The 20009-nt window shown below is 30.7% G+C and carries 14 protein-coding genes and 1 pseudogene; 1 reads left to right on the forward strand and 14 read right to left on the reverse strand.

Annotated elements, in window-relative coordinates:
* Positions 1-166 precede the first annotated feature (166 nt).
* The 9 genes from ACREWB_RS14405 to miaB all read right to left on the reverse strand — a co-directional run bounded on the left by ACREWB_RS14405 (position 167) and on the right by miaB (position 13110).
* Positions 167-1615, reverse strand: coding sequence for a DUF6937 domain-containing protein (locus ACREWB_RS14405; protein ID WP_431548141.1), 1449 nt, complete (start codon positions 1613-1615; stop codon positions 167-169).
* Entirely contained in the window at positions 1616-3412 is a 1797-nt protein-coding gene (locus tag ACREWB_RS14410) for a glycoside hydrolase family 36 protein (protein ID WP_431548143.1), read from the reverse strand.
* A 67-nt stretch (positions 3413-3479) separates the two neighbouring features.
* Positions 3480-4865: an MFS transporter gene (locus ACREWB_RS14415; RefSeq protein ID WP_431548144.1), complete on the reverse strand. Its 1386-nt coding sequence runs from the start codon at positions 4863-4865 to the stop codon at positions 3480-3482.
* Positions 4866-4923: 58 nt separating this feature from the next.
* Complete coding sequence (locus ACREWB_RS14420) at positions 4924-5583, reverse strand: TetR/AcrR family transcriptional regulator (protein WP_431548146.1); 660 nt, start codon at positions 5581-5583, stop codon at positions 4924-4926.
* 317 nt (positions 5584-5900) lie between these two features.
* A complete protein-coding gene (hfq, locus tag ACREWB_RS14425) occupies positions 5901-6164 on the reverse strand; it encodes an RNA chaperone Hfq (protein ID WP_431548148.1) in 264 nt (87 codons plus the stop codon).
* An 80-nt stretch (positions 6165-6244) separates the two neighbouring features.
* A complete protein-coding gene (gene miaA, locus ACREWB_RS14430; RefSeq protein ID WP_431548150.1) occupies positions 6245-7183 on the reverse strand; it encodes a tRNA (adenosine(37)-N6)-dimethylallyltransferase MiaA in 939 nt (312 codons plus the stop codon).
* Between the two features lie 14 nt (positions 7184-7197).
* Entirely contained in the window at positions 7198-9075 is a 1878-nt protein-coding gene (gene mutL, locus ACREWB_RS14435; protein WP_431548152.1) for a DNA mismatch repair endonuclease MutL, read from the reverse strand.
* 24 nt (positions 9076-9099) lie between these two features.
* Positions 9100-11745 (reverse strand): DNA mismatch repair protein MutS, encoded by a 2646-nt coding sequence (gene mutS / locus ACREWB_RS14440; protein ID WP_431548153.1) that lies wholly within the window; start codon positions 11743-11745, stop codon positions 9100-9102.
* A gap of 39 nt (positions 11746-11784) precedes the next feature.
* Positions 11785-13110: a tRNA (N6-isopentenyl adenosine(37)-C2)-methylthiotransferase MiaB gene (miaB, locus tag ACREWB_RS14445; protein WP_431548154.1), complete on the reverse strand. Its 1326-nt coding sequence runs from the start codon at positions 13108-13110 to the stop codon at positions 11785-11787.
* A 194-nt stretch (positions 13111-13304) separates the two neighbouring features.
* Here miaB and ACREWB_RS14450 point away from each other — a divergent pair, with 194 nt between their 5' ends.
* A complete protein-coding gene (locus ACREWB_RS14450) occupies positions 13305-14501 on the forward strand; it encodes a pyridoxal phosphate-dependent aminotransferase (protein WP_431548155.1) in 1197 nt (398 codons plus the stop codon).
* 48 nt (positions 14502-14549) lie between these two features.
* On the opposite strand, the gene ACREWB_RS14455 is transcribed toward ACREWB_RS14450, so the two are convergent.
* From ACREWB_RS14455 to gdhA, 5 genes and pseudogenes are all read right to left on the reverse strand, one after another.
* A complete protein-coding gene (locus ACREWB_RS14455; protein WP_431548156.1) occupies positions 14550-15419 on the reverse strand; it encodes a GNAT family N-acetyltransferase in 870 nt (289 codons plus the stop codon).
* Between the two features lie 271 nt (positions 15420-15690).
* A pseudogene (locus ACREWB_RS14460) lies at positions 15691-16539 on the reverse strand (4-hydroxy-3-methylbut-2-enyl diphosphate reductase); the annotation flags it as partial.
* The gene (gene cmk / locus ACREWB_RS14465) at positions 16536-17195 is read right to left on the reverse strand and encodes a (d)CMP kinase (RefSeq protein WP_431548157.1); all 660 of its coding nucleotides are present in this window, start codon (positions 17193-17195) and stop codon (positions 16536-16538) included. The pseudogene ACREWB_RS14460 and the gene cmk, both read right to left, overlap by 4 nt.
* 50 nt (positions 17196-17245) lie before the next feature.
* The gene (locus tag ACREWB_RS14470) at positions 17246-18472 is read right to left on the reverse strand and encodes a BaiN/RdsA family NAD(P)/FAD-dependent oxidoreductase (protein WP_431548158.1); all 1227 of its coding nucleotides are present in this window, start codon (positions 18470-18472) and stop codon (positions 17246-17248) included.
* Between the two features lie 183 nt (positions 18473-18655).
* Positions 18656-20008, reverse strand: coding sequence for an NADP-specific glutamate dehydrogenase (gene gdhA / locus ACREWB_RS14475; protein WP_431548159.1), 1353 nt, complete (start codon positions 20006-20008; stop codon positions 18656-18658).
* Between the last annotated feature and the right edge of the window lies 1 nt (position 20009).

A 20009-nucleotide genomic window follows, 5' to 3' on the forward strand; every position in this document is an offset into this window, starting at 1 on the left:
ATTTCAGTATAATACATGAATTTTTTTTGTCAATTCAACCTGCTAAAGCGACTGGGGTGAATACTCCAGCTTCCATCACCCTATAGGGTCAAAAAAATACCAGACGTACAAAATTCCCTCAAATTAATATCTGAGGGAACAAACTATATTGGATTGCAAATCTTCTCTATTTTTTAGTAACCAGTTCTACAGCCTTATATGCTCCGCTGTAAAGACCTATTTTGTTTGCTTTTATTATATTATTGCAAAGCATTGTAAGTATTTCATCACTATTTAACATTAAATCAAGCATTTGTAATGTTCTAGAAGCTGTTTCACATTCTACTGTACCATCTCCTACTTCTGCCGATCTTACAGCACCCCACGCTTCATGCCCCCCCACTCTTTTTATAAGTAGCTTAGGTACTGGGTAGAAAGCAAGTTCACTTGGTTTTGTTACAAGAATATCACAAGATCTCATAAGAAGATTCGAACTATACACTGCTGCAAATATGTCTTCATTATAAAAAGCATGTATCCCGCTTATCTCATTATCAAGAGCTATTTTGGCAAAATCACAGGTTTTATTCCAATCGTTAAAATAGTTCTGACACATTGATGCAAGCTCTGGGATTTCTTCACATAGTCCCTCTAACACGTCTTTGTGGTCTCCTACATTAATATAAAGAGCCACTTTATTCTCTTTTATACGTGGCATTAAATTTTGTATTATTTTTGCAAAAATCTCCTTTTGTGCTCCTGCACCACCAACCGTAAGAAGAACTCTCTTAGTTTCGTTATTTTTAATTCGGTCAAGTCTCTTTTCGCAATCACCATCTAAATTCACTACTAATTCATGATCAATATAATGACCTACTTCATAAAGCTTATTATCCGGTATTGATTTAAGTATCTTTTTACCATCCATTCCCTTAAGTGTTTTATATCCTAAAAAAGCTGAGGGAGTCTGAACTGTATGAATTGAACCTTCCGCAAGATGAAGTGCCATAGGCCAATTGTCCGGAATTACATTTACAACCTTTTTCATGCCAGCATGTATAGCCGCTTGTGCAGGCCAGACATGAGTTGCTATAAAAGGCATATTCTTTGGAAGTTCTTTGAAAATCGGGGTCATTAGTTCGGAAACCTTTTGATCCATAGCATTGTAAGATAATTTCCTAAAGCCCTCTGAGTTAAGCGGTTCCCAATAAAATTTATTAAAAAGAGGATATTTTTGTGACCATCTAGATCCCATAGAATACAGGGAGTTAAGGTGTGCAATTACCTTTCCTCCTGTAGTTTCGCTGTATGAATTCAAATCAAACCAATAAGGTGTATACCCCATCGAATAGGCAGCAGAAGCTATTGCCATGGATATTCTATAATGTCCAAAACCCATTCTGATATTACCAATAATTATCCCTTTATCAGTATTAATACTTTCAGTACCATCTGTAGTTACAATATTTTTTATGCCAATAAAAGGTGATAAGGTTGCATTATCTTTAACACTCAAATGGTATACACTGTTTGAATCATCTCCAAATTTTTTAATGTGTTTCATTTTTGCTTTTAACGCTTTATTGTAAACTTTATCAGAAATTTCATTTCCGAAAATACTCTTTGATCTTTCCATTTATAAATCCTCCTTTATAACAAATACTCTACTCTCATAAGGTTTTAACACTAATGTCTTTTCTGTTCGTATATCTTGATCTTCCTTGTCAAAATAGTGCTCTTTAATTTCACTAAATTTATTATTATAACTAATATTTTTGTTTTTTAAATTTATAATTGCTAAATATCTGCTTTTTTCTTGTGAATACATAACTTCAACAATTCCATTTCTAAATGACTCTACGCTATGTATTTCCTTCTCTTTTAAGTCCATTATATTATCAAACATCAAATGCTTCTTATTATCATATTTTATTATATTATCTGATGTAAAAAGCAAACTACCAAAAATATGGTTTACAGTAGAAAGTGTCTGTCTTTGTGTTTCCGTAAGAATAATATTATCCTCTCTAAGTAAAAATACATCAGGATCATTCAAAAAGGCTCTTCCATTAAGTTGTCTTCTGCCTATGGCATTCCCTATAGCATTTATTGTAGATACTCGTTCTCTGTGAAGTAATCTCATAAAAACTTTGTCATCCCAATCAAGACCTACATCGCAACCAATTCTACAATAATCTACTAATCCAAAGGAAGGTCCAAGCGGTACACCACAACCAAGTATAAGTTTATCCCCTACACATTCACGAAGAAACTCCATGGCCTCCGTCATAATTTGACCCCTTGTTTTAGTTTTATTTGGAACAAGACAAACCGCATACAAGAAATCAAGTTTTACCATATCATATCCCCATTCATCAAGTACAACTGAAAATACACTCTTAATATACTCTCTTACCTCTGGGTTATATATATCAAGTGCGTAAAATCTGCTCCAATTGCTTCCACCGAGGACAAGTTCACCATGGCTATCTTTTAAAATCCAGTGTTTTTTTTCTTTGAAAATTTTAGAATTTGTTTCACAAACAAAGGGAGCAAGCCATATACCCGCCTTATATCCCTTTGTTTTTATAGCATCTGCAATATAGCGCATACCCTTTGGAAATTTACTGAAATCTGTGTCCAGCCAATCTCCCACATAAGTCTGATAACCATCATCTATCTGAAATATTTCTATATTTTTATCAAAGTCTTTAAAATGATTGAGATTTTCAAGAATTATATCTTCATTTATATTTTGATAATAATTGTACCAGCTTGTCCAACCTGTCATAGATTTAGCTTTTGCTCTCTTTATATTCATTAAATCAAAATATAAATCAAAAACATTATTTTCACTACCTTCTATAGATACAAGTTCAAAGGGTACATATTCAGAATTAATCCTATGTCCTTTGCACTCTTTATCTATAATTATTTTATTATCTTTTACAAATTGCTGGATTATTGTATATCCATTTTTTTCAGTTAATGAACCAATGAAATTAAAATTTTCCCCATTTCTTATATATGAATAGGTATAACCATGAAATTCTCCAGACTTTTTTGAATATTTTTTAAAAGTGTAATCGCCATACTTGTCAAACTGATATTTTTTTATAATTGGTGCTGCAAGCTTTGATATTGTCTTCATTTTTTCATCTATAAAAAACTCTCTACTATCCGTCCAGGATTGATAACCATTAACAAATATCCTATCACTCGCTTTGAAAGAATAATTTGTACTTATACAAAGTTTTTCAATTTCTAGTTCTCTACTAGGAAATATTGAAACTTTTATTTTTTTATAGTTGTTATATTTTTCAAAATCAACAGTAGCTTTAAAGTCATCATTTGAGAATTTTTCATTGAAAGTTACACTATTCTTCTTCTTATCTATATAATAACTAAAACTAATTTCTTTATTTTCAAACATGATATCACCTCTTTCATTAAATTCCCCCACCAAACAAGGCAGGGGAATTTATAATTTTTTTATGAAATTACATATTCTTATTCTTTAATTTTTGGACTTTAACCTCTGATGAAATTCCACTTAATATCTTTTCTTCGTTGTACATAAGAAGAAGTACAAGTCCCACAATACAGAATCCAGCAGCAAAAACTCCAGTTAAACGTATTCCTATTTCATTGCTACCATTTCTCTTTAAAAGAAGCAATGCACTTAATATAAGCATTGAAAGCGTCTGTCCTACTTTTGACATAAATGTACGAGTGCCAAAGAACATCCCTTCTCGTCTTATCCCTGTTTTTCTCGCATCATATTCTGCTATATCTGCAATAACTACATTTGGAAGTATACCAAAAATAGCCATTGGTATTGCTGCTAAAACTACTAATAAATAAGCTTGTATTTGATTTGATACAGGAAGTTTTCCAAGGAAGGCTCCATATATATACACAACAATAAACATACAAAAGGCAACAATTAATAATTTTTTCTTTCCGAATTTTTTAGCTATTATATTAATTGGAACATAGAATAGGAATGAACCTACACCAAGAAGTATAAATAAGGTTCCAAACATAGTATCAGGAAGTTTTAGTAATACAGTTACATAATATAATAGTGAAGCTTGAAATGTGGTAATAGCAATCCAATATACTAAATCCGAAAGAACAAATACTGTAAATTCTCTATTTCTAAAAGTAGCTTTAATTGAATCTATCATTTTCAGCTCTGAAGGAACTGATTCACAATATCTTTTTTCATCAATTGCAAATACAGGCACTAAAAGAAAAATAAGTCCTATGAAAGCAAGTATGGAAAGTGAAATTCTCATTGAAGTTTCCATGCTATAACCCATTTTTAAAAATATGTTCCATAATTGTGGTGCTTGAGATGCAACAGCTGCTCCTAAAAACCAAGTAACGGATATAAAAGTAGAAAGATTTAACCTTTCCTCAGGAGTATGTCCAAGTTCTGATAAAAGAGCGAAAAAAGGCGTTACGTACATAGTTAAGAATAAATAAAATAAAAGTAGTACAACCGTAAGAAAAACTGCATTAACTGGACTCTCTCCTTTTATTGGAGACCAAAATACCAAAACTGTACTTACAGCAAAGGGAATAGAAGCCTTTTTCATAAAGGAAATCCTTCTACCTTTTTTAGATTTACTTCTGTCACTTAATGTTGCAATCCATGGATCCGTTACAGCATCAAAAAATCTTCCAAGCATTGTTATTAGTCCGATTATTGTTAAAAACCCCAGGAATGCTACCTGTGGAATTACTGTCATAATACCTGATTCTTTAGTTGGTATATAATAGAAAATTAAATACGATCCTACGATTCCCGATAATAAGGACCAACCAAATTGACCTAATGCATAAGCGATTTGTTTTGATAATGGTAATTTTTCTTTCATGCTTTTCCCCCTTAATATTAAATATTTAATAATATATTCAGAAACCAAAGGCTTCTTCTTAACTTACTATATATAACATAGCCATATCTATAAGTATTTTTAACTGTGTTTCTCCTTGAATATCTTTGTCACTTTTTAGTATGGTGCCTCTTAAAATCAATTTTTGACACAAACTCATTAATGAATGGGTAATTGTGATATAAAAGGAATCGTTATCAATACTACTTTTAATAGACCCATCTTTTTTCCCCTGATCTATTGCATCAAAAATAGCCGTTTTTGTATCAATTATTATTTCCTCATAACTCCCCAAAGTTTCTAATGGAATAGATTCTTTTACTATAAAATTGTCAAAGTGCTCTAAAAAACTTAAAAACTCAGGATACTTTTGGTATACATCTATAAATAAATTTAATATTACTTTAACTCTATCTGCGCCATTAATTCCCATGAAGTCGACTTCCGAAAATTTATCATACAATATACTAATTTTTTCTTCCCACAAAATAGCAGCTGCAGCTATTACTATCTCAGTTTTTGTATTAAAGTACCTATATACTGTTGCAACTCCTATTTCAGCCCTTTTAGCTATATCTGTCATTTTAGAGTTGTCTATTCCCTTCTCTTTAAAAACTTGGATTGCGGCTATAACAACTTCTTCTTTTCTTTTTTCCTTTTGGTTATCCATTTCTAATTTTCTTTTGAGTTTTAAATTCATTGTATAATCCCTCCTTTTTAGTATACATATGAAAATTAATTATCAAGCTATGTGGTTAAATAAGCTATTATATTATAGTGATAGTTTAACTATCACTATAATATATATTCTATCATATATTATAGAATATGCAATGAAAACGTTTAAAATATTTATTTTTTTCTGCATAACATTTCAATTTTTAAATCACCCCTAACAAAAAAAACAGCTAAAACCTCATTACCAAGGTTTTAGCTGTTTTTTTTAATTATCGCACCTCTATTTTTCCTTTTAATATCCAACAATACTCCACATGCCACTTGCCACGTGGGTGGCACCTAAACTCCTGATTGTAAAAGTGAAGGACCTTCTTCTGTAATTTCATTAGTAAATATTGTTTTTAACGGAGTTATGGTAGCTATAGCATGCTTGTATATCATCATTTGTTTTCCGTCGCAGTTTAATACTACTGTAAAACTATCAAATCCTGTTACATTACCCTTTAACTGAAACCCATTTGTCAAATATAAAATAATTGGTATTTTATTTTTTCTTGCACCATTCAAAATTATATCTTGTAAATTGTTAGTAGATTTATTCATAATACACCTCCATAAGACCTGTTATTAGAATATTCTATAAATATTCACAAAAACCTTTTAATATATGAAAATACTGTAATTTATAATTTTTGGGTAGAGGATAGAAGGCCTACAATATATTCTACAATTTCATCATCATCTTTAAAATCATCACTATTAATCCAATTTACTCTTGGGTCTTTTCTAAACCAAGTAAGTTGCCTTTTAGCATAATTCCTACTACCTTTTTTAATCATTTCTATAGCTTCAACTAATGATATTTCATTGTTCAAATAGTATAATATCTCTTTATATCCTATGCCCTTCATTGATTGCATACTAGAATTATAGCCCATTTCTTTTAGTTTTATAACTTCATGTATCAAATTATTTTTCATCATTATATCTACGCGGCGGTTTATTCTATTATATAATTTTTGTCGTTCCATATTTAACACAAAATAATGTACGTTATAAGGAATATCTAAGGTGTCTTGTTCCTTTGCAAATTCACTCATGGGTTTACCACTTACTTTATATACTTCTAAAGCTCTAATAACTCTTTTTAAATCATTAGGATATAGTTTATTGTAAGAATGCGAATCAATATCTTTAAGTAAACTATGTACATATTCATTACCTTCAGCTTCTGCAATTTTTGTAAGATATTCTCTATACCCTTCATCTTTATTAGTGTCCGCAAAGCTATAATTATATATTAGTGAGTTTATGTAGAATCCAGTTCCACCAACTAACATTGGGAGCTTGTTTTTACACGCTATCTCTTTAATAGCACTTTCAGCTCTCTCTTTAAATTCTGCCACACTAAAGTCTACACTTGGATCTATTATATCTACTAGATGATGAGGAACTCCTTGCATCTCACCTTTTGTAATTTTAGCTGAGCCAACATTCATGCCCTTGTATATTTGCATTGAATCAGCTGATATAATTTCTCCATTTAGGATGCCTGCAAGTTTAATAGAAATTCCCGTTTTGCCTACAGCTGTGGGACCTGCTAAAATAAATAGATCTTTCATATTTTCACCTTTTTCTATTGTATTCTTTTAAATCTTTTTTCTAAGTCATTAAGTGTCATCTTAATTATTGTAGGTCTGCCATGAGGACAAGTAAAAGGCTCCTCAATATATCTTAAATCATTAATCAATTTAGTCATTTCTAATTCAGATAATTGATTATTTGCTTTTACAGCAGCTTTGCATGCAAGGGATGCTATCTTATTGTATTTAATTTCTGCAGTTCCACCTGTACCCATATTCTTTAAATTATCCAATATGTCATTAAAAAGATATTTAATGTCTGGTTTACCAAGTATTATAGGAACTTCTCTTATACTTATTGTATTTTCTCCAAATTCTATAATATCAAACCCCGTATTTTTGAAAACTGCCTCATTTTCAATATAGTATGCATAGTCCTCATGTTTAAGCTCTATTACTAGTGGTATAAGTAATATTTGTGATAACACCTGTGCATTTATAATATCCCTTTTATATTTTTCAAATAGTACCTTTTCATGTGCTGCATGTTGGTCAATTAAATAAAGTTCATTATAGGCTTCCCCTATGATATAAGTTTTATTAAATTGCCCTATAAGCCTAAGCTCTGGGAACTTTGAAATTTTAGATATTTCATCTGATAATATAACTTTATTATAATTGTTCTCATAGTTTTCTTTGACATTTTCCGTTACATTATCATTTGGTAATATATTAGTAGTTTCACTGTAACCATCTCTTTCACTTCTCATCTCTTTATAATTAAAATCTATGGGAATTTGAACTCTCTTTTCTAGTTCTTCTTTATCTTTTTCATCTATAACTATTCTGTTGAAATCATAAATGTCACTTCTTATCGTGTTTGTTCTAATTTCTTCTCCGCTACCTTTTTCAGTGTGATCTTGTGGTATATCAAAATCACCTCTTAAGCTATCAGCAATTGCAGTATGAACTGCATCAAAAACAAGCTTGAACACTAGTTTATCCTGCTGAAATTTAATTTCAGTTTTTTGTGGGTGAACATTTATATCTATATACTCAGGAAAAATATCTAAAAATATAACAAAGAAAGGAAATTTGTGAACAGTTAAAAATGATTTAAATGCATTTTCAACTGCTGCCGTAATTAGAGCACTTTTAATATATCTTTTATTAACAAAAATACTTTGCCTGTTTCTACTTCCTCTACTTATTTCTGCATTACCAATAAACCCATGCACAGACATTATATCGTTGTAATTTTCAAAACTTGTAATGTTATTTACAACTTCTTTACCATAAACATATCTGATAGTATCACATTTATTTGTAGAGCTATACGTTGCCAAAACCTTTTTATCATTATTGAGTAGCTTAAAAGAAATTTCATTATTTGCCAGTGCTAGTCTACTTATAATATCTGATATTAGTGCAGCCTCTCTTTGAGGAGTTTTTAAAAACTTCAGCCTTGCAGGCACATTAAAAAAAAGATCCACAACTTCTATTGTTGTACCAACATTACATCCTATTTCTTTAACATACAGTATTTCCCCTGGTGATTGTGATATTTCTTTACCAAATGAAGCTTCACTTGTTCTACTGCTTAGTGTAGTTTTAGAAACTGAAGCAATACTTGGAAGCGCCTCTCCTCTAAATCCTAATGTGTGTATTTTATAAATGTCTTCAACATTTTTTATTTTACTGGTAGCATGGGGCATAAAAGCTTTTTCTATATCATCTAAATGTATTCCATCTCCATCGTCTATTACCTTAATGCTCTTTTGACCACCTTCAGAAATCTCTATTATAATATTTTTAGAACCAGCATCTATGCTATTTTCTACTAACTCCTTTACAACTGAAGAAGGCCTTTCTACTACCTCGCCTGCAGCAATTTTATTGGAAGTTTCAACTTCTAATATATTAATTCTCACGACAAGTCACATCCTCTGCCATTTTTATAGAAGCTTGGCTCTTTTAACTAGCTCATATAACTTATTAAAACCATCCATAGGAGTTAGATTAAGCACATCTATGTTTTTAATTTCCTTTAACATATTATTCACTTCAATGTCTGTAAAACTAATTTGAGTTACTTCATCTTCCGCTACTCTATACTCATTTGTTATAGCCACTTCAGACTTTGTATAATTAGCCGACTTCTCACTCATTAAGTCAAGTTCAGTAGTATTATTAAAAGTCTCTAGCTCCTCTAATATTTCATTTGCCCTATTTATTACATCCTTTGGTAGTCCTGCCAGCTTTGCAACCTCTATTCCATAGGATTTATCAGCTCCACCAGGTACAATTTTTCTTAAGAATACTATTTCATTATCGATTTTCTTAACATCTACAGAATAATTTTTAATACCTTTAATTATACCCCCAAGTTTTGTTAACTCATGATAATGAGTAGCAAATAAGGTTTTGCTCCTTAAACTCGATTTCTTACAAATATACTCAATTACAGACCAAGCAATACTGAGTCCATCGTAAGTGCTAGTACCTCTACCTACCTCATCAAGTAAAACTAGACTTTTATTTGTTGCATTGGCTAATATATTAGACACTTCCCACATCTCTACCATAAAGGTACTTTTGCCTGCTGCAAGATCATCTGACGCACCTATTCTGGTAAAAATCTTATCACATATAGATATATCTGCAGAGGCACTTGGAACAAAACTTCCTATTTGAGCCATAATAGTTATTAGGGCAACTTGCCGCATATAGGTGGATTTACCCGCCATATTAGGACCTGTTATTAACAATAATTGATTATCCACAGTATCCATATATGTATCATTTTCAATAAAAGTATTTGTAGGCATCATTTTCTCAACTACAGGGTGCCTTCCCCCTTTAATATTAAATGTGCCTTTAGTATTTATTTTAGGCCTATTATAATTATTTTCAAGAGCAACTGTGCTTAAAGAGCTTAAACAATCTATTTCTGATATTTGCTTTGCAGTAGCTTTCATTCTTTCTATATGCTTTTCAATATCTTCTCTTATGCCAGTAAATATATCGTACTCAATTTGCACTAATTTTTCTTGTGCACCTAAAATCTTTTCTTCCATGTCCTTTAGTTCAGGAGTAATGTACCTCTCCGCATTAGACAGTGTTTGTTTTCTAATATACCTACCTTCAGGAATGGCTGCAATATTTGATTTTGTAATTTCAATATAATAACCAAATACTCTGTTATAGCCTACTTTTAAGGATTTAATTCCAGTTACTTTTCTCTCATCGTTTTCTAAGGTAGCAATCCACTCTTTGCCGTGAGTCTTAGCAAGCCTTAATTCATCTATTTCACTATTATAGCCGTCTTTGATAATATTTCCGTCTTTAATAGAAATAGCTGGGCTTTCAATAATTGACTTATCTAAGATATTATATATATCTTGTAAGTCATCTAAACCACTATATATTTTTTTCATTAGTTTGCTATTTAATATTGCTAAAATAGATTTTACTTTTGGTATTTTCTCTATGGAATTTTTAAGAGAAATCATTTCCTTGGCATTAACATTTTTAGATGAAATTTTTCCTACAAGTCTTTCTACATCATAAATATCCACTAGTACATCTTTTAAATCTTCATGGAAGGAAACATTATCTTTAAGTTCCTCTACAGCCTCTAATCTTTCTTCTATGGACTTTTTATTTATTAGTGGTTGATCTAACCATTTGCGAAGCCTTCTTGCTCCCATGGCAGTATTTGTTCTATCTAGGACCCAAAGCAGTGAGCCTTTCTTTGTTTTATCTCTTAAAGTTTCCGTTAGCTCTAAGTTTCTCCTAGAATTTTCATCTAAACACACATAATCTAAAATATCATAATATTCAATAGTGTCTATATGAGACAGCGAATTCTTTTGTGTATCTATAATATACGTTAAGAGTCCTGAAATACTATTAAGTAACGTTCCAGATAGTGTATCCTCACAAAAATTATGAAACTGATTATTTATTAGTGTATAGTCCTCTGTAATAAAGTAATTATTTGGGAAAGATGAATAAGATACACTAAATTTTTCTTTTAATAATAAAAGCATCTCCTCTGTTACATCTTCTGATACTATAATTTCTTTTGGATTAAATTTTGAAATTTCATCTAATATGGTAACAATACTAAGTTTAGTATCAGTACAACCGAACTCACCAGTTGATACATCACAAAAACAAAGACCACAAAAATCAGTCTCTTTATCAACATAAATGCTCATAATATAATTATTTTTACTTTCTTCTAAAAAATTAGAATCAGTGTAAGTTCCTGGTGTAACTATTTTAATAATAGCTCTTTTAACTATTCCCTTTGCTAGTGCCGGATCTTCCACTTGCTCACATATAGCCACCTTAAAGCCTTTATCAATTAATCTTCCTATATATGTATTTGCAGCATGGTATGGAATTCCACACATAGGTGCTCTTTTCTCTAGTCCACAATCACGGCCTGTAAGTACTAGCTCTAATTCTTTTGCTGCAAGCTCTGCATCTGTAAAAAACATTTCATAAAAATCACCTAGTCTAAAAAACAAAATGCAGTCCTTGCATGTATCTTTTATTTCAAAATATTGTATCATCATTGGAGTTAACGCCAATTGTATTACCCCCTTACCTCCGTCGAAAATGGACATCTCCTATATTTCTTCACCTATCAGTGAAAAAGAATGCGCCTGCGTTATTTGAACTGATACCAATTCTCCAATGGATCTGTAATCACCTTCAAAGTTCACTAATTTTCCAGTTCTAGTTCTTCCCATTAATTTACTCTCATCATTTTTGCTATAACCTTCAACTAACACTTCTACAATTTTTCCTTCATATTCACTATTTTTTTCTTTAGAAGTTCTATTTACAACTTCCATTAACCTATTAAATCTTTCATGCTTAACTTTATCTGGTATTTGGTCAATCATTTCATCTGCTGGAGTTCCTTTTCTTTTAGAATAAAGATACATATACGCTGAATCATATTTTACTTCTTCCATTAAACTTAAGGTCTCTTCGAAATCCTCATCTGTTTCTCCTGGAAAACCAACTATAATATCTGTACTTAATCCTACATTTGGCATTGCCTCTCTAATACTCTTAACTAAACCCATGTATTGCTGCCTATCATAATGTCTATTCATTTTTTTCAGAAGAACACTAGAACCAGATTGTGCTGGCAAATGTACTTGTTCACAGAGCTTGTCCGCTTTAGAAATCACTTCTATTACCTCTTGAGATAAATCCTTTGGATGAGATGTCATAAATCTTACTCTCTCTAAATTCTCAATTTTGTTAATTCTTCTAAGAAGCTCTGCAAAATTTATTTCAGGTTCAAGCCCCATGCCATAAGAATTAACATTTTGACCAAGCACAGTTATTTCTTTGTAACCTTGCACAACCATATCTTTTATTTCATTTATAATATCTTCTGGTTTTCTACTTCTCTCTCTTCCTCTTACATACGGTACTATACAATAAGTGCAAAAATTATTACAACCATACATAATAGTAACAAAGCCTTTTATCTTACTTTGCCTATCTATTGGAATTCCTTCTATGATATTTTCTTCTTTGTCCCAAATCTCAACAATAGCAGATTCTCCACCTTGTATTCTTTTTAGGTATTCTGGAAATTTATATGCATTATATGTTCCAATAATAATATCTACAAATGGAAATTTGGTGATTATATGTTTAGCCATACCCGCTTGTTGCATCATACAACCCGTCACCGCTATTATTAGGTTTGGGTTTTGCTTTTTCATAGTCTTTAAAGCTCCTATATTCCCATCAACCTTTTGTTCTGCGTTCTCTCTAACACAACAAGTATTGAATATAATTATGTCAGCATTTTCCTTATCATCAGTTTTTTTATATCCCATAGGTTTTAAAATGCCAGATAGTTTTTCAGAATCTTCTTCATTCATCTGACATCCCCATGTTTTTATATAATATTTGTATATTTCATTCATTTGAGCATTTCTCCTTCATAAAAAAGTATTACTACCTTCTATTATATATAATTTTAGTAGTTTTTTAAAGTCATTTTTACTAATTGAATTTATTTCTTAAAAAAAAATTGATTTTAATGGTAAATATGTTTATAGTAGATTATAAGAGTTATAAATATTTAGAATTTTCAACTTAAGGATGGGGGAATAATATTATGAAATTATCTAACAGAATTAAAGCAATGCAATTTTCACCAATTCGCAAACTAGTTCCATTCTCTGATGCAGCTAAAAAAAGAGGTGTTAGTGTATATCATCTAAATATAGGTCAACCAGATGTCTACACCCCTGATAAATTCATTGAAGGCATTGAAAATTATAGTGAAAAAGTACTTAAATACACTAATTCTCAAGGAATAGATTCATTAATTGAAAGTTTTATAAAGTATTACAAAGAATGGGACATAGATTTTGAAAAAGATGAAATCATAATAACTAATGGCGGTTCAGAGGCTATAATGTTCGCTCTTATGGCTATTTGTGACCCAGGTGACGAAATTATAGTTCCTGAACCATTTTATACAAACTACAATGGATTTGCTGATGTTTCCTCCGTTAAAGTTGTTCCATTTATTACAAAGGCTGAAGATGGCTTTCATTTACCTTCTAAAGAAGATATCACAAGCAAAATCACAAATAAAACTAGAGCTATAATGATATCAAACCCTGGAAATCCAACAGGTGTTGTATATACCGAAGCTGAAATAAGATTGCTTTCAGATATAGTATCCGAAAATGATTTATTCTTAATTGCTGATGAAGTATATAGGGAATTCGTTTATGATGATTTAAAATACACTTCTGCTTTGTATATGAAGGATATTTTAGATAAAGTAATATTAATTGATAGTATATCTAAACGTTATAGTGCCTGTGGTGCTAGAATTGGTTTAGTAGCATCAAAAAATAAGGAGCTTATGAATGAAATCCTCAAATTAGCACAAGCAAGACTTTGTGTATCTACTATAGAACAATTAGGTGCAGCCAATTTAATTAACACTCCCAAATCATATTTTTCAGAAGTTAGGGAAGAATATGAAAACAGAAGAAATATTTTATTTAAGTACTTATCAAAAATACCAGGCGTGGTTTGTGAAAAACCAACAGGTGCGTTTTATGTAATAGCCAAGCTTCCATTGGAAAATAGTGAAGCTTTTGCTAAATGGTTATTAACTGATTTTAATTATAACAATAAGACAGTAATGATCGCTCCTGCTGAAGGTTTCTATGGAACTCCGGGTCTAGGTAAAAACGAAATAAGATTATCCTATTGTTTAAATACAACTGCATTAATAGATGCTATGGAAATTTTAGAAATAGCTCTTACCCAATATATTAAATTAGTTAAATAAATAAATAAATACAAATAAAAGGAGAAGGATGCCTCTTCTCCTTTTATTTTACAATAATTTAGTTCTTTGCCAAGTATATAATGTTCTTTTAGTGTTAAATCCTTCAGCGTGATATAATTTAAGAGCACTCTCATTATTAGAATCTACTTTCAGCGAGACACTAGAAAAATTATTATCAATAACTATATTAATCAAATAGTTTAAAAACAACTTCCCATATCCCCCTTTTCTAAATTTTTCTAAAATTCCGAAATTCACCAATATTGCCATATTGTCTTCAACTATAATTTGACCATATCCAATAGGGATATTGTCAAGTTCAATAAATATTGCTCCATTTTGGAAGTAATAATCCTGCGCTTCATCATAATATATATCTTCTATATTTATTGGAATCCTATCATTATTTTTGAATATTTCATTTTGTAATAAACAACGTGCCTTTTCATCTTTATCCTTTTCTACTATAGCAAAGCTAATATTATTTGGCTCAGTGATATTATATTGCTCTGTACACTTTTTTTCTAGTTCTACAAACCCCTTATCCCTTTTGAATCCTAGTCTACTTAATATTTCCATATTCGTTTCATTGTCTTCAGATTCATAAGTTATTAAACTATTATCCATAAGTGGGTTAATTAAGGCTTTGTAGTGTTTTAAATTATTCTCCCTTACTACATTTATTGAATTAATTGAACTATAGTTTTTATTATGTCTTTCAAACCATATATACCCTATATACGTATTTTCTTCTACTAATAAACTCACATTTTTCCTTAAAAATATTTTTCTGAAAATATTACTACTATCATACTCCACAAAGAAATCTTTGTTTGATAAACTAAATTTAGTATTGTGTTTATTCATTTCCCTGAAATTATTAATGTTTTTTAAAGTTAGATTTATTAACTTATCCATTCATCTTTGCTCCATTAATTTTTATTTTTAACAAATTTTTTTTAAAAAATTAAAGCTATTAACAATTATAAAATTTTAAATATATTATTACAATAGATTTACAACAAGTTTATTATAATTTAAATATATTCTTCTAAATTATATTAACTACTTTTATTAAGTATTCAATAATTCACAAAAAAAACTCGTAACTCTAAATATATAAAAAAACGTATATGCATAAATTAATTTTATGCAACACGTTTTATATATAATAGTAACAGCCACACTAAGAAAAATTATCCTTAATATTTGAAATTGCTTCACTAATAATAAAGTCTGGTGTCGAAGCTCCAGCTGTAACCCCTATTCTTTTAATGTTTTTATCTTCTAAAAAATCATCTGTAACACCTAAAATATTTTCTATGTGTATTGTGTTTTTACAATTTTTTTTGCATATTTCATAAAGTTTTGTAGTATTTGAACTATTAAATCCACCTATAACAATCATAGCATCAACTTTTCTTGAAAGTTCTTCTGCAGATTTTTGACGCACTTCTGTTGCACTACAAATAGTATTAAATGCAACTATTTCCTTGCAGTGCTTTACAATCAAAGTTAACACATCTTCCCAAGTAGCTTGCATTTCAGTCGTCTGAGCTACAACGCATACTTTATTAGGTATTTTTTGAAGTTCTCGCCCGCTTTTAACTATCATGGCTGAATTATTACACCATCCATTAATGCCAATGACTTCAGGATGATTTTTATCTCCTACGATAATGATACTATATCCTAAATCGTAGTTATTTTTCACCTTCTTGTGAATGCTTTCTACGTAAGGACATGTTGCATCTATTATATTAAGTTTGTTTTTCTTTAATGTATTTAATGTTTCTTCAGATATTCCATGCGATCTAATAATTATCGTATCATTTTCTTTTAAGCTAGATATACTATGAAGTTCGATTGGAAAAATTAAATTTTCTTTCAAGTAATCTACAACATCATTATTGTGAATAAGTGGCCCTAATGTATAGATTTTGCAATTGTACTTTTCCACAATATTTAAGGCCTTATCTACAGCTCTTTTAACCCCAAAACAAAAACCAGCTGAATCTGCAAGCGTTATAGTTTTCATGATTTAATATTTCCATTAATATATTCTACTATTGTTTCAACTACCCCATTAATGTTTAACGCAGAAGAATCAATTTCAATAGCATCCTTTGCTTTTGTAAGCGGGCTAAACTCTCTATGGGTATCACTATAATCCCTCTTTATAATCTCCTCTAAAATAACGTTATAATGGACTTCTATATCCTTAGACATTAACTCATCATATCTTCTTTTTGCTCTTTCTTCGCTGCTAGCAGTTAAGTAAAATTTGAAAGTAGCATCGGTAAGTACTACTGTACCAATATCTCTTCCATCCATAATTACATCAAATTTTTTAGCTATATTTTGTTGTAACCTAACAAGAATTTCTCTAATTTCAAGAACAGCTGCATACCTAGAAACATTGTTGCTTATAACAGGCATATTTATCATATCTGTTAAATCTTCATTACCCACAAATAAACGTTCCTTTTCAAAATGCATTTCAAGTGATTCTACCATTTTAACCAGGTCATCCACATTATCTTCTGAGATATTTGCATCCATAGCCCTAAGCGTAACTGCTCTATACATTGCTCCTGTGTTAATATACATAAGGCCTAATTTTTCACCTATTATTTTAGCTATTGTACTCTTGCCTGCACCTGCTGGCCCATCTATGGCAACGGAAAATCCCATTATCTTCATCCTTCCTTTGTATAACTACTATTTATATCATATATATAGTATTAATCTACTCCCACATTACTTCCAGCTAAATATCCTGTGGATAATGCTATTTGAAGATTATAACCACCTGTATATGCATCTACATCTATCATTTCACCTGCAAAATAAAGATTATCAACTATTTTTGATTTCATAGTAGATGCATCTATTTCTAAAGTGTCTACTCCTCCACTAGTTATTATTGCCTCTTCTATTGGACGAAGCCCCTTAATACTAAACGTCAAATTTTGAAGTAAGTTAACTACAGTTTTTCTCTCTTCTTTAGTAACAGAATTCACCTTTTTATTTTCATCAATATTAGATAACTTAATTATTGTATTAATTAATTTTCTAGGGAGCAAATCATCTAATGAATTTTTAAAATCTTTGTTTGCATATTTCAAAAAATCATTTTGAACTCGTTTGTCAAGCTCTATTTCACTTAGTGCTGGTTTTAAATTAATTATAGCCTTAAATTTTTTCCCTTGTTTAATAAAACTGCTGGCACTTAAAACAATGGGCCCAGAAATACCATAATGGGTAAAAAGCATTTCCCCAAATTCCTTATATAAACTCTTATTCTTAATATCAGTAATTTTTAGTTCCACATTTTTTAATGAAAGACCCTGTAAATCTGAAACCCATGTTTCATCAACCTCAATTGGTACGAGTGAGGCTTTAGGTTTTATTATATTATGTCCTAAAAAGCGACTAAAAGTTAACCCTTCACCAGATGAACCTGTTTGCGGATATGATAATCCACCTGTACATAATATAAAATAATCTCCATATATATTGGTCCCATCTGAAAGTTCAACTGAAGTAATCTTCTGATTATCTCTAGTTAGACTTTTCACTTTTGAGTTTAACATCACTTTAACCTTTTTGTCTTTTAACGCAATGTTAAAAGCTTTTATAATATCTGACGACTTATCTGATTCAGGAAATACTCTATCTCCCCTTTCTACCTTTAGGTTTACTCCTAGTTCACTGAAGAAATTCATTGTATCTTCATTGGTAAAGGAATATAGTGAACTATATAAAAAATGAGGATTACATGGTATATGCTCAAAAAAATCACCAATATCCTTGGCATTTGTAATATTACATCTACCTTTTCCCGTTATATAAAGTTTTCTCCCTAATTTTTCATTTTTTTCAATGACGACCACATCATGTTTTGATGAAGCTGTAATAGCTGCCATCATACCTGCTGGTCCGCCTCCAATAATAATTATTTTTGACACCAAATCACTCCCTTATAATACATACTATTATAATACATACTATTATAATTTAATATAATAGATTGATTTATTCAACCTTATTTATTAAATATTAATATAATTATAACCTTATTATTCATTAAAAAGCACAAAAAATGAAAGAGAATCCTAATAAAAGGATTCTCTTTCATTTTTCTTTGTGTATTAATAACTTCCTTGTGAGAACATAGCATCTGCAACTTTAACAAATCCTGCAATGTTAGCACCTTTAACTAGATTATAACCAAATCCATATTCCTCTGCAGAATCTCTACAATTTTTGTAAATATTCAACATAATCGCATGTAATTTTACATCAACTTCCTCTGCTGTCCATGATAATCTCATACTATTTTGACTCATTTCAAGTCCTGATGTAGCAACTCCGCCTGCGTTTGCAGCCTTAGATGGTCCTACAAAAAGTCCCTTCTCTAAGAAATAATCCACTGCTTCGTTAGTACAAGGCATATTAGCACCTTCACAAACAAATTTTATTCCATTTGCTACTATTTGTTTAGCATGCTCAATATGAATATCATTTTGTGTTGCAGATGGTATTACTATATCAACTTTTACATTCCATGGTTTTTCTCCTGCATAGAATTCACAACCAAACTTGTCAGCATAATCTTTAACTCTTGAGCCTTTGTTTACTTTTAACATTTCAACCATATAATCTATTTTTTCTCCTGTTACTCCTTCGGGATCATATATATATCCATCTGGTCCAGAAAGTGTTACTACTTTACCACCAAGCTCAGCAACTTTTGTACAAAGACCCCAACAAACATTACCAAATCCTGAAGCAGCTACTGTTTTACCCTTGAAATCTGTTCCTTCATGTTTAAGCATTTCTTCACAGAAATACGCTATTCCGAAACCTGTAGCACTTGGCCTTCCTAAACTTCCACCATAGGATAAACCTTTTCCTGTAATAACTCCGTTTTGGAAAGTACCTTTAATTCTTCTATATTGTCCAAATAAATAACCAATTTCTCTGCCACTAACACCAAGATCTCCAGCTGGAACTCCAACATCTGGTCCTATGTATCTGTAAAGTTCAGTCATAAAGCTTTGGCAAAATCTCATTATTTCATTATCTGATTTTCCTCTTGGATCAAAATCAGAACCACCTTTACCTCCACCCATTGGAAGTCCAGTTAATGAGTTCTTAAGTGTTTGTTCAAATGCTAAAAATTTAATTATAGAGGTATTAACTGTTGGATGAAACCTTAAACCGCCTTTATAAGGTCCTATAGATCCATTAAATTGTACTTTTATACCACGATTAACATGTGTAACGCCTGCATCATCAATCCATGGCACTCTGAACATAATTTGTCTTTCTGGTTCACAGAATTTTTCTAAAAGGTTTGCTTCAATATATTCTGGGTGCTTATCTAGAACTGGCCCTAAAGATCCTAACACCTCTTCTACTGTTTGTAAAAATTCAGGTTCGTTAGAATTTCTCTTGTTGACATTTTCCAGTACTTGTTGAATATAAGCTTTTGTATCCATA

Origin of the sequence: Clostridium sp. (assembly GCF_050717635.1) — a bacterium.
Taxonomy (GTDB): domain Bacteria; phylum Bacillota; class Clostridia; order Clostridiales; family Clostridiaceae; genus Clostridium_AD.